We start from the raw sequence: 12,631 nt of genomic DNA on the forward strand, positions 1-12,631 counted from the left end.
CCTTCTATTTTTTAGCCCACGCTTCGTTGGCCCTAGCTTGTTTGAGCCAACTCAGGCCTTGCGGCACGTGAACCGCAACGTTATCTGCAGCGCTGATTGTGTAATGGGTCTCAGCCGAATACGGCCGCCTATTATTTAGTCATCCATATTATTCATGTGACTCGGCCTGCGCGTCCGGCGAGCGCGCCCCGCTTGCACGCAAAATCATCTTCACGACCTCTTCGGTCGTGGCCTCGAAGCTCGCCGCGGACAGCGCGCGCTTGCCCGCGAGCGCGCGAATCTGCGCTTCGAAATCCGCGTAATGCTGCGTGGTCGCCCAGATCATGAAGAGCAGCGTTTTCGGTTCCACCGGCGCGAGCAGCCCTTCGTCGATCCAGCGCTCGATCAGTTGCACGCGCGATTCCATCCACGGCTTCACGCGCTTCAGAAGAATGTCCTGCATGTGCGTGGCGCCGCTGATGATCTCGTTCGCCCACACCTTCGAGCCCAGTGGCCGGCGCCGCGAGAGCTCCATCTTCGCGCGCACGTAGCCGCCTATGGCGACGACCGGGTCGTCGCTCGCGTCGAAGGTGTCGGCAGCGGCGTTCCATTCCTCGAACAGATCGTCGAGCACGCGCCAGTAGAGCGCGAGCTTCGTAGGGAAGTAGTAATGCAGATTCGCCTTGGGCAAGCCGGCACGCTCGGCGATCAGCGCCGTGCTCGCGCCCTCGAAGCCGCGTTCCGCGAAAACCGCCTCCGCGCACGCGAGCAGATGCGTTTCGTTCGATGCGCGAATCGACGCCTTCCGGCGCGGCTTGTGCGTTGCACCAGCGTCATCGCGCGCACTTGCGCTCGTGCGCATTGCAAGGTTCGCGGCTGGCGTGTTCGTGTCGTCGTCGCGCATGGCATTCGGTCCGCTCAAGGATAAAAAGGCGTCGCGCACATCGTCCGCTGCGCAACACCGGTTTCATTGTAGTCATGGCGTAAGCACACCGTGCGCATGCCCATGACCAACGCTCGGGTAAACCTGCGTGCCGTGCGTGCGCTTTCGCGCACTGCAACATCGATGGCACGCTTTTCGCTCGTAACACCGCATTGAATTCCCGAAGTTTATCGGCTACAACCTGTCCAATCGGACAGGATTCGACTAGCGCAGTTCAACGGCGTGGACCCACCGGCGAGACGCATGCACCTTTGTAGCGCAATGCGCCCCAGACGATGGCACGAATGCTCAACAGGAGAGCACGCATGAACACAGTAAGCGAAGCCGCGCTGACCACCGCGATTCACGTGAACGGTCAGCGTCTCTGGGACAGCCTCATGGAGATGGCGAAGATAGGCGCGACCGCGAAAGGCGGCGTCTGCCGTCTCGCGCTCACCGACCTCGACAAAGAGGGCCGCGACCTCATCGTGAAGTGGGCGAAGGAAGCGGGCTGCACGGTGAGCATCGATCAGATGGGCAATGTCTTCATGCGCCGCGCGGGCCGCAACAACGACCTGGCGCCGGTGATGACCGGCTCGCACGCCGATTCGCAGCCCACGGGCGGCCGCTTCGATGGTATCTACGGCGTGCTCGGCGGGCTCGAGGTGATCCGCTCGCTCAACGACCATGGCATCCAGACCGAGCACCCCATCGAGACGGTGATCTGGACCAACGAGGAAGGCTCGCGTTTCGCGCCCGCCATGGTGGCGTCCGGCGTATTCGCGGGCGTGTTCACGCTCGATTACGGTCTCTCGCGCAAGGACGTGGACGGCAAGACCATCGGCGAAGAGCTGCAGCGCATTGGCTATGCGGGCGAGCTGCCGTGCGGCGGCCGCAAGATTCATGCGGCGTTCGAACTGCACATCGAACAGGGGCCGATACTCGAGGCGGAGCACAAGACCATAGGCGTCGTGACCGATGCGCAAGGCCAGCGCTGGTACGAAGTCGTGTTCACGGGCCAGGAGGCGCACGCGGGCCCCACGCCCATGCCGCGCCGCCGCGACGCGTTGCTCGGCGCCTCGCGCGTGGTGCAGCTCGTCAACGAAATCGGTCTGCGCCATGCGCCGCTCGCGTGCGCGACGGTCGGCATGATGCAGGTGCATCCGAACTCGCGCAACGTGATTCCGGGCCGCGTGTTCTTCACGATCGACTTCCGCCATCCGGAAGACGACGTGCTCGCAAAGATGGACGCCGAGCTGCGCGAAGGCATCGCGAAAATCGCGGAGCAAGGCAAGCTCGAGGCCCAGCTCGAGCAGATTTTCTATTACGCGCCGGTGCCGTTCGACCAGGCTTGCGTGAAGTCCGTGCGCGCGGCGGCGGAGCGCTTCGGCTATTCGAACCGCGACATCGTCTCGGGCGCGGGCCACGACGCGTGCTATCTCGCGACGGTCGCGCCCACTTCGATGGTGTTCGTGCCGTGCATCGACGGCATCAGCCACAACGAAGTGGAGGACGCGACCCAGGAATGGATCGAGGCCGGCGCGAACGTGTTGCTGCACGCGATGCTCGAACGCGCCTGCGAGCCTGGATAACGCGGCTGACGCAACACGAGCAACGCGAGCGGCCATAGAGCCGTGTAGCCAACCCGCTGTTTCCCCACGTACCGGCTGCCGCGTCCCGCGCGCAGCCGGCGGACCCGTGTTTTGCCTCGCAAGGAGCATCCGGATGTCCCACTCGAACTCGCGTGCCACGCACGGCATCGCCGCAGGACGCCTTAGCGCAGAGGAACTCGGCTGCAATTTCGCCGATGTCTCGCCGCCCCTTTCCGCCGACGCCGCCGTGGTGGCCGCCGACCGCTGCCATTACTGCTACGACGCGCCCTGCGTCGCGGCCTGCCCCACCGGCATCGATATCCCGAGCTTCATCCGCAAGATCGGCAACGGCAATCTCAAGGGCGCGGCGCGCGACATCCTGAGCGCCAATCCGCTCGGCGGCATGTGCTCGCGCGTGTGCCCCACCGAAATCCTCTGCGAAGGCGCCTGCGTACGAAATCATCAGGATGGCGAACCGGTTCGGATCGGCGCGCTGCAGCGCCATGCCACCGACTACCAGATGGCGCGCGAGGCTGTTGGCGCGGCGCCGCTCTTCAAACGCACGAGCGAAACGGGGCGTCGCGTGGCCGTGGTCGGCGCCGGCCCCGCGGGTCTCGCGTGCGCGCATACGCTCGCGCTGGCCGGGCACACCGTTACGGTGTTCGATGCGCGCGAGAAGCCCGGCGGGCTCAACGAATATGGCATTGCCGCGTACAAGACCGTCGACGATTTCGCCCAGCGCGAAGTCGAGTGGCTGCTCTCCATCGGCGGCATCTCGATCGAAACAGGCAAGCAACTGGGCCGCGATTTCACGCTCAATGCGTTGCGCGAGCGCTACGATGCGGTGTTCATCGGCATCGGCCTGGGCGGCACGCAGGCGCTTCGCATCGAAGGCGAGGCGCTCGAAGGCGTGCGCGACGCCGTCGATTTCATCGCCCGGCTGCGCGAGGCGAGCGACCTCGCCACGCTGCCCGTGGGCCGCCGCATCGTGGTGATCGGCGGCGGCAACACCGCCATCGACGCCGCCGTGCAAAGCCGCAAGCTCGGCGCCGAGCACGTCACGCTCGCGTACCGGCGCGGCGGCGCGCAGATGAGCGCCACGTGGGCCGAGCAGGAGTTCGCGCGCACTCAGGGAGTGACGATCGTCGAGTGGATGAAGCCGCTGCGGATCGTGGGCGCGGGCCGAGTCGAGGCCGTCGAATTCGAGCGCACGGCGCTCGACGCAAACGGCGCGCTGCAAGGCACCGGCGAAATCGAGCGCATCGAGGCGGACATGGTGCTCAAGGCGATCGGCCAGAAACTGCTGCCCGCAGGGCTCGAAGCGTTGCAATTGACCCATGGCGGCGTGCGCATCGCCGTGGATGCCGATGGCGCAACCTCGCTCGAGGACGTCTGGGCGGGCGGCGATTGCGCGGGCCACGGCGCCACCGATCTCACCGTGCAGGCCGTGCAGGACGGCAAGCTCGCCGCGCGCGCGATCGACCGCTACCTCGCCGCGCAGGCGGCGAAAGCGGCATGAGCCGCGCGAGCACCACGCGTACACCCGATAAAACGAACGCCCCATGCTTTGCATGGGGACCTGAGCAAGCGCTAAAGCGCTCACTCCGGATCGACAAGGAGCCGCATCATGGCCGATCTACGCTGCACGATTGCCGGTATTGAATCGCCCAACCCGTTCTGGCTCGCTTCCGCGCCGCCCACCGACAAGGCCTGGAACGTGAATCGCGCCTTCGAGGCAGGCTGGGGCGGCGTGGTCTGGAAGACGCTCGGGCTCGACCCGCACGTGGTGAACGTGAGCTCGCGCTACGGCGCCACCACCTGGCGCGGCCAGCGCATCGCGGGGCTGAACAACATCGAGCTCATCACCGACCGGCCGCTCGACGTGAACCTCAAGGAGATCGCGCAGGTGAAGCGCGACTGGCCCGATCGCGCGCTGATCGTTTCGCTGATGGTGCCTTGCAACGAGCACGACTGGAAATGGATCCTGCCGCTGGTCGAGGACACCGGCGCCGACGCCGTCGAACTGAACTTCGGCTGCCCGCACGGCATGAGCGAGCGCGGCATGGGCGCGGCGGTGGGCCAGGTGCCCGAATACATCGAGATGGTCACGCGCTGGGTGAAGGAAGGCACGCGCCTGCCCTGCCTCGTGAAGCTCACGCCCAACGTGACCGATATCCGCCACGGCGCGCGCGCCGCGTACAAGGGCGGCGCGGACGGCGTCTCGCTCATCAACACCATCAACTCGATCGTGGGCGTGGACCTCGACGTCATGGCACCGCTGCCCACCGTGGACGGCAAGGGCACGCACGGCGGCTACTGCGGCCCCGCCGCGAAGCCGATCGCGCTGCACATGGTGGCCGAAATCGCCCGCGACCCGCAAACCCAGGGCCTGCCGATCTCGGGCATCGGCGGCATTTCCGACTGGCGCGACGCGGCCGAATTCATGGTGCTGGGCGCGGGAAGCGTGCAGGTATGCACTGCCGCAATGCATTACGGATTCCGAATCGTCAACGACATGATCGATGGGCTCTCGAACTGGATGGACGACAAGGGCTACGCGAATCTCGATGCGATTCGCGGCCGCGCCGTACAGAACGTCACGGACTGGCAATACCTGAATCTGAACTACGACATCAAGGCGCGCATCGATCAGGAGCGCTGCATCCAGTGCGGCCTGTGCCATATCGCCTGCGAAGACACCTCGCACCAGGCGATCACGGCGACGCGCGACGGCAAGCGTCACTTCGAAGTGATCGATGCGAACTGCGTCGGGTGCAATTTATGCATGCATGTCTGCCCGGTCGACCAATGCATCACGATGGAGCGCGTCGACTCGGCCCGTTACGCGAACTGGACCACGCATCCGAACAATCCGGCCAGCGTGGCCGATCCGAAGGCGGCCTGAGCCTTTCGAACCCACCCACAACGAGCAGTCACGGAGAACCCGCACCATGAGCCAGCCAGCAGCAAGCGGTGGTGTAGACAGCGACGCGCACGCGCGCCGCAGCGCCAGCGAGCTATACAACGACGACCTCGCGCCCACGGGCGCCGCGCAGCGCACCTGGCGCTGGTATCACTTCGCCGCGCTATGGGTGGGCATGGTGATGAACATCGCCTCGTACATGCTCGCGGCCGGGCTCACCGAGCAGGGCATGTCGCCGTGGCAGGCCGTGATCACGGTGCTGCTCGGCAACGTGATCGTGCTCGTGCCGATGCTGCTGATCGGCCACGCGGGCGCGAAATACGGCATTCCCTATGCGGTGCTCGTGCGCTCGTCGTTCGGCACCCAGGGCGCGAAGCTGCCCGCGATGCTGCGCGCCATCGTGGCCTGCGGCTGGTACGGCATTCAGTCGTGGCTCGGCGGCAGCGCGATCTACACGCTCGCCAATATCCTCACGCATAACGCGCTGGTGGGCGACGCGCTGCCGTTTCTCGGCATTTCAATCGCCCAGGGCGCGTGCTTCCTGATCTTCTGGGCGCTGCAGCTCTACTTCATCCTGCACGGCACCGACTCGATCCGCTGGCTCGAAAGCTGGTCGGCGCCCATCAAGGTCGTGATGTGCGTGGCGCTGGTCTGGTGGGCCTGCTCGAAGGCGGGCGGCGTGGGCTCGATGCTTTCGCAGCCCTCGCAGTTTGCGCCCGGCGGCAAGAAGGCCGGGCTGTTCTGGGCCACCTTCTGGCCTGGCCTTACGGCGATGGTCGGTTTCTGGGCCACGCTCGCGCTCAACATTCCCGACTTCACGCGCTTCGCGAAGACGCAGAAGGATCAACTCGTGGGCCAGGCGCTCGGCCTGCCGATCCCGATGGCGCTGCTCTCGGTGGTCTCGGTCGTGGTCACCTCGGCCACCGTGGTGATCTACGGCAAGGCGATCTGGGACCCCATCGACGTGACGAGCCGCATGGAAGGCATCGGCGTGGGCATCGCGCTCGTAATCCTCACGCTCGACACCATGTGCTGCAATCTCGCGGCGAATCTGGTCGGGCCCGCCTACGATTTTTCGAGCCTCTGGCCCAAGGGCATCTCATACAAGGCGGGCGGCCTGATCACGGCGACCATCGCCATCGTGATGATGCCGTGGAAGATTCTGGCCACCACGCAGGGCTATATCTTCACGTGGCTGGTGGGCTATTCGGCGCTGCTCGGTCCGGTGGCGGGCATTCTCATGGTCGACTATTTCCTGATTCGCGGCACACGCCTCGACACCGAACAACTGTTCGAGGAAAACGGCGAATATGCTTACTCGAACGGCTGGAACATCGCCGCCGTGATCGCGCTGGCGGCGGGCGTGCTGCCGAATCTGCCGGGCTTCCTGAACGTGGCGTTTCCGAATGCGTTTCCCTCGGTGCCCGACGCGTTCAAAGGACTCTATACCTATGCGTGGTTCGTGGGGCTCGCGATTGCGGCTCTTGTCTACGGCGTGCTGATGAAGCTGGGCAAGAGCCGCAGGCCGAGCATCGCGAGTGCATAAGCACACACGAACATCCAGACATGTAACCGAAGGAGACATTGCATCATGGCGATCCTGATTCGAGGCGGCACCGTCGTCGACGCGGACAAGAGCTATCGCGCGGACGTGCTCTGCGAGAACGGCATTATCGAGGCGATCGGCGAGAATCTCGACGCGCCCGCGGGCGCCGCCGTAGTGGACGCGGGCGGCCAATACGTGATGCCGGGCGGCATCGACCCGCACACGCACATGGAGCTGCCCTTCATGGGCACGACGGCGAGCGACGACTTCTTTAGCGGCACGGCCGCGGGTCTCGCGGGCGGCACGACGTCGATCATCGACTTCGTGATTCCGAACCCGAAGCAGCCGCTCATGGACGCGTTCCGCGAGTGGCGCGGCTGGGCCGAGAAGGCCGCCGCCGACTACGGCTTTCACGTGGCCGTGACGTGGTGGGACGAGAGCGTGCATCGCGACATGGGGCTGCTCGTGCAGGACCACGGCGTGTCGAGCTTCAAGCACTTCATGGCGTACAAGAACGCCATCATGGCCGACGACGAGATCCTCGTGAACAGCTTCGCGCGCTCGCTCGAACTGGGCGCGCTGCCCACCGTGCACGCCGAAAACGGCGAGCTCGTGTTCCAGTTGCAACGGCAGTTGCTCGCGCGCGGCTTCACCGGGCCAGAGGCGCATCCGCTTTCGCGCCCGCCCGAGGTCGAAGGCGAAGCCGCGAACCGCGCGATCCGCATCGCCCAGGTGCTGGGCGTGCCCGTGTATATCGTGCACGTCTCCGCGAAGGACGCGCTCGAAGCCATTACGCGGGCGCGCTCCGAGGGCCAGCGTGTCTTTGGCGAAGTGCTCGCGGGCCATCTCGTGATCGACGAGGCGGTGTACCGCGACCCCGACTGGACGCGTGCCGCCGCGCACGTAATGAGCCCGCCGTTCCGCACCAAGGAGCATCGCGACGCGCTCTGGCGTGGGCTGCAAGGCGGCCTCCTGCACACCACGGCCACCGATCACTGCGTGTTCTGCGCCTCGCAGAAAGCCATGGGCCGCAACGATTTCACACGGATTCCTAACGGATGCGGCGGCGTGGAGGATCGCATGGCCGTGCTATGGGATCAGGGCGTGAACACGGGACGGCTCACGCCGAACGAGTTCGTGCGCGTGACGTCCACGAACGCGGCGCAGATCTTCAACCTCTATCCGCGCAAGGGCGCGGTGGCCGTGGGCGCCGACGCCGATCTCGTGGTCTGGGACCCGCAGGGCACGCGCACGATCTCAGTGAAGACGCATCATCAGAACGTGGACTTCAACGTGTTCGAAGGCATGACGGTGCGCGGCGTGCCCACGCATACCGTTTCGCAAGGGGAGCTCGTGTGGGCGGACGGCGATCTGCGCGCGCGGCGCGGCGCGGGGCGCTACCTGAAGCGGCCCGCGAATCCGGGCTATCTGCAGGCGTCGCGGCTCGCAAAGCAGTTGAAGGAGACGCAGCCCGTGCATCGCGAGGGGGATGTGGTGAAGTAATGTGCGTATGCGATGCGCGGTGAGAAAATCAAGACGTATGTCCCTCCGTGCATCGCATTTCCTTGGCGCTGCGGGCGAAAAAGCCAAAAAGCGCGTCGGGAAATATCAATCTCAGCCTTCGGGCGACAGAAAATACACAGGGCGCAACGGCATGCGTCGACGTGCCTCGTCGCTTAGATTTTTGTAGTATGTGACCCAAAGCTCATGAAGCTTTCGAATATCGATAAGGGTCAGTCTGCGCCTCTCCTGATTTCGCGCCGTTTCCACGGCATCGCGCGTGAATCCTCCCAAGGCGACAAATAGCCCCACATCCTCGTCGCCGAGGACCGCAAGGAACGAGCGCACGCCCTCTACTGTCACGGCCGATATCTGCCGTTTCACCTGTACTTTTATGCGCGGCGGCTTGGTGCCCAAGGGATCGGGCCAAGCGAGAATATCGAGCCCACCATCCTTGCCGGGAGGCGCTTCCCAGTCAACGTAGTACCCCATCGCCCGCAGCAAGTCTGCAACGAGCGACTGGAAGTCGTATGGATTCATTTGATGGAGGTACTGAGCAATCTCATCCCACGCTTGTTCTTCTGCCTCTTCCAGCGTGATGCTCGCAGCCTTGCCGCTCGAATTGTCTTCTGGTTCTTCAGGAGTATTGGGCTCAGAATCCGGTTGAGTTGCTTTCCACTCCTGATAAAGCTTTACCGCGCGACGATAGAAGGTCTCGGAATCTCTCAGATTCTCGTAGGCGTCCCGTCCCTCTTCCGTCACAAGCCAGATACCTTTGTTCTTTACGAGCCAACCGGCCTTGACACAATCGACCGTAGCGAAGCGGACGATCTTTTCGAACCGGCGTCCGCCGGAATCGTACTCACCTGTTTCGTAATCCGTAAGCGTTACGTTTTGCTCCAGAGACAGAAGCGCCGTGCGCGCTGCCAGGCCCTCCGGATGAGCAAGAAGGATCGCAAACAATTCGCGTAAAAGCTCGCCTGTACGGCGGCGGGTAACGTCCGCCATGATTGTCCTCGTTGGTTGCTATGCCTCAGTTGTGGCGCGCCGGGAGTCTCAGTCGAGTGCAAATTTGACACTGTGCCTGACCGGTAACGGCCTCAATCATAGCGACTGGCTCGAAAGTCTGGAACGCAACTCATCAAAGAGCATCAATTTTCAACAATTCAAGTTGCCAATCTGCCGTGTCCGTACCCATCAATACTGCACCACAATCGTCACGCGCCGGTTGAGCGCGCGGCTTGCAGGGTCGGTGCCGGCAACGAGCGGGAAGTTGTCGGCCCGGCCGATCGCCGCGAGGCGATGCGGCTCGACGCCCCGTTCCACCAGATAGCGCACGACGGCGCCCGCGCGCGCCGAAGAAAGCTCCCAGTTCGAGGCATAGCGCGCATTCGAGATCGGCGTGCTGTCGGTGTGGCCTTCGACAAGGATGTTGCCGTCAGGCACCTGCGCCAGCACGCGCGCGACACGGCTTAGCACACCGAACGAATCGGGCAGCAGCGTCGCGTCCCCGGCGTTGAACAGCAGCTTCGCGTTGATGCCGATCTCCAGGCCATGCGCGGCGGGCACGATCGTGATCTCGCCGCGCTCGCGCAGTGGGTCGAGCGACGCCAGCAGGGCGCTTTCGGCAGCCCGCGGCCGCGCGGCCGGCGCGCGGGCAACCGACGCCGGCGCCGCCGCCAGCGACTGCGTGCGGATCGCCTGTTCGCGGTGCTTCGCGAGCTGCATCGCGTAGAGCGCGAGAAACAGCACCATCATCGTGGTGATGAGGTCCGCGTAGGAGAGCAGCCAGCGGCCGGAGTGCTCGCCGCCTTCGTCGTCGTGGTCGCGGTCAAAGGCGTTCACCAGCATCTCGTGCGCCGCCCGGCTTTCCGATGAAGTCTTCATGTTTGAATGCGCACCGGCGTCTCAGTTAACCGACGCATTGGCCTGCGCGCCCTGCCGCGACCACGCACTCGCCTCGCCCGGCGAGCCCGCGCTACGCCCGCCGACTTCGCCCGCGAGCCGCGTCGCGATCGTATGCGGTGTTTCCTTGCGCGAGATGGCGAGCAAGCCGTCCAGATAGAGCTTGCGCAGCCGCAGCTCGCTTTCGATGTGCGCGCGCATCTTGCCGTAGAGCGGCAAGAACACGAGATTGGCCAGCGCAAGCCCATAGAGCGTGGCGACGAACGCCACGGCGATGCCCTGCCCGAGCTGCGAGGGCTCGACCAGATGCGCGGTCACCTGAATGAGCCCCAGCACCGAGCCGAGGATGCCGAAGGTCGGCGCATAGCCGCCCGCCTGCTGCCAGACGCGCGCGGCCGCCATATGCGTGCGCCCATACGCTTCCAGCTCGCGATGGAGCGCGTCTTCGAGCACGGCGGTCGAGACGCCGCTGGCCAGCAATTCGAGCCCGCGCCGCGCAAACGGATGAATGCCGCTGCCGTCCATCGACTCGAACGCGAGCATGCCGTTGAGCTTGGCCTGATCGCCCCATTCCAGCACGGCGGCAAGACTCGTTTCGTCCACCTGCTGCGCGCGCACGAACACCGTGCGCAGGCGCAGCATCGCGTCGAAGAAGCGCGCCCACGTGTTCTGGATCATCACCGCCGCCAGCGTGCCGCCCAGCACGACCAGCAGCGCCTCGGGCTGCAGCAGCGAGGCAAACCGCCCGCCTTCGAGCGCAAAGCCGATCGCGATCGCGGCGCCACCCAGCAGGACTCCGAACAAAGTCGACAAATCCATACGCCTCCCTTATTGCGCGCCCTTCGCCTTGATCTCGCGCACCGCGCCAATGAGGCGCTGCTCGATCGCCTCGATCTCCACGGGATCGGCCTGGATTTCGCGCCGCATGAGCCACGAAACTTCGTTCTTGCGCGCCTCCGACATCACCGAGAGCAAGCGCTCCGAAACCGCCTTGTCTTCGAGCGAGGCCAGCAGCTTGGCGAGGTCATAGCTGTCGAGCGCATTGACGGCCTCGAACAGCGTGCGCTGATCGACGAAGAGCAGGTCGTCGAGCGCGTTGAGCTCGCCCGAGCCGCGGCTCACGCGCCGCGTGAAATACGACACGCCCTTTTGCTCGACGAAATTGAGCACCTTCGACTTCCTGAACGCGAACAGCTCGTCGGCGATCTCGTCGTGCGAGAGCTTGTTGAGCAGCAGCTTGCGCTCGACGCCGATCAGCGCTTCGAGGTCGGCGAGCTCGATCAGCTCGAGTTCGCTGTTGATCGAAACGTCGAGATCGTGATCGGCCACCATCGCGGCGCGCTCGACGATACGAACGGGATCGAACGTGACGACCTGGCGGCCCAGCGCGCCTTCACCGGCATCGCCGCCCGCCAGATGCGACGAGACGAGGCCCGACTCGATCGCGACGAGATTGAGTTTTTCCATGCGGCGCAGCATGGCCATCACGTGCGGACGCGAATGTCCCGCCACGGCGCGGCACTTGTGCACCACCTCGGCCAGCGCGACGCTCACCTCGCCCGCGGCGCTGCCCTGGCGTGACCAGCCGCCCTTCGCGTCGGCGCGCTCGGTGCGCTCGGCGCCGGCCAGCAGCGAGAGCACGTGGGCATACGAGAGAACGCCCGGCAGAAAGTCGGCGTGCGTGTAGGTGGCGAGCAGATCGTCCTTGGCCTTGGTGCGGCGGATCATCGTGCGCACGACATGGCGCAGGAGCGGCGAAACGCGCTCGAGCTCGTCCTCGACGATGCTCGCGGGCACGACCGTCAACTGGCAGAACGTGAGCGCCTTGGCTGTGCTCGGACGCGGCTCGGTGCCCAGCAGCGTGCTTTCGCCGAAGAATTCGCCCCGGCCGAGCGTAGCCGTCACGACCCGCTTTTCGTCGCAACGTGTGGAGATTTCGACTTTGCCTTCGGCGATGACGAAGAGCACGCGCTCGCCCGCGAAGCCCTCCGAATAGATCACTTCGCCCGGCGCGGCGGTGCGCGACCATGTTTGACTGCGATTCAAGGTAATACCCCGTAAGCGGATGTCTTTTTTGTCGATCCCGTAAGCTGGCCGGCCCGCGCCGGCGCGGTCGAACGGGGTCTCGTCAATGCCGTTTACGGCTCGCGGACGGGGGTTCTTGAATCGGCGTGCGTTGCTGCGCGCAGCGCTCGCGGGCAGACCGAAGGCGGGATTACGCGCGATGCGATGCGCGCGGCGCGTTTGCTGGCGAAATCGGCAAG

Annotated in this window: 10 protein-coding genes; 5 read left to right on the plus strand and 5 right to left on the minus strand. The window is 65.0% G+C overall.

The window, feature by feature from the left end; all coding sequences use genetic code 11:
- Positions 1 to 148: 148 nt before the first annotated feature.
- Entirely contained in the window at positions 149 to 841 is a 693-nt protein-coding gene (locus U5775_RS34280) for a TetR/AcrR family transcriptional regulator (RefSeq protein WP_322062591.1), read from the minus strand.
- A gap of 386 nt (positions 842 to 1,227) precedes the next feature.
- Between U5775_RS34280 and U5775_RS34285 the strand changes: the two genes are divergently transcribed.
- From U5775_RS34285 to hydA, 5 genes are all read left to right on the plus strand, one after another.
- Positions 1,228 to 2,493: a Zn-dependent hydrolase gene (locus tag U5775_RS34285; RefSeq protein ID WP_322062571.1), complete on the plus strand. Its 1,266-nt coding sequence runs from the start codon at positions 1,228 to 1,230 to the stop codon at positions 2,491 to 2,493.
- Between the two features lie 133 nt (positions 2,494 to 2,626).
- On the plus strand, positions 2,627 to 4,012 hold the full coding sequence (locus U5775_RS34290) for an NAD(P)-dependent oxidoreductase (RefSeq protein ID WP_322062572.1): 1,386 nt from the start codon (positions 2,627 to 2,629) through the stop codon (positions 4,010 to 4,012).
- Between the two features lie 108 nt (positions 4,013 to 4,120).
- On the plus strand, positions 4,121 to 5,398 hold the full coding sequence (preA, locus tag U5775_RS34295; RefSeq protein WP_322062573.1) for an NAD-dependent dihydropyrimidine dehydrogenase subunit PreA: 1,278 nt from the start codon (positions 4,121 to 4,123) through the stop codon (positions 5,396 to 5,398).
- A gap of 46 nt (positions 5,399 to 5,444) precedes the next feature.
- Positions 5,445 to 6,962: an NCS1 family nucleobase:cation symporter-1 gene (locus tag U5775_RS34300; RefSeq protein WP_322062574.1), complete on the plus strand. Its 1,518-nt coding sequence runs from the start codon at positions 5,445 to 5,447 to the stop codon at positions 6,960 to 6,962.
- 45 nt (positions 6,963 to 7,007) lie between these two features.
- Positions 7,008 to 8,465 carry a dihydropyrimidinase gene (hydA, locus tag U5775_RS34305; protein ID WP_322062575.1) on the plus strand — a complete coding sequence of 486 codons (1,458 nt, stop codon included), beginning with the start codon at positions 7,008 to 7,010 and terminating at the stop codon, positions 8,463 to 8,465.
- Positions 8,466 to 8,576: 111 nt separating this feature from the next.
- On the opposite strand, the gene U5775_RS34310 is transcribed toward hydA, so the two are convergent.
- The 4 genes from U5775_RS34310 to U5775_RS34325 all read right to left on the minus strand — a co-directional run bounded on the left by U5775_RS34310 (position 8,577) and on the right by U5775_RS34325 (position 12,413).
- Complete coding sequence (locus tag U5775_RS34310; protein WP_322062576.1) at positions 8,577 to 9,470, minus strand: restriction endonuclease; 894 nt, start codon at positions 9,468 to 9,470, stop codon at positions 8,577 to 8,579.
- A 189-nt stretch (positions 9,471 to 9,659) separates the two neighbouring features.
- Positions 9,660 to 10,349, minus strand: coding sequence for a flagellar motor protein MotB (locus U5775_RS34315; protein ID WP_322062577.1), 690 nt, complete (start codon positions 10,347 to 10,349; stop codon positions 9,660 to 9,662).
- Positions 10,350 to 10,370: 21 nt separating this feature from the next.
- Positions 10,371 to 11,186 (minus strand): flagellar motor protein, encoded by an 816-nt coding sequence (locus tag U5775_RS34320; protein WP_322062578.1) that lies wholly within the window; start codon positions 11,184 to 11,186, stop codon positions 10,371 to 10,373.
- Between the two features lie 9 nt (positions 11,187 to 11,195).
- Positions 11,196 to 12,413: a cyclic nucleotide-binding domain-containing protein gene (locus U5775_RS34325; protein WP_322062579.1), complete on the minus strand. Its 1,218-nt coding sequence runs from the start codon at positions 12,411 to 12,413 to the stop codon at positions 11,196 to 11,198.
- Positions 12,414 to 12,631: the final 218 nt, after the last annotated feature.

Origin of the sequence: Paraburkholderia sp. J63, from assembly GCF_905220245.1 — a bacterium.
In the GTDB taxonomy this organism is placed as follows: domain Bacteria; phylum Pseudomonadota; class Gammaproteobacteria; order Burkholderiales; family Burkholderiaceae; genus Paraburkholderia.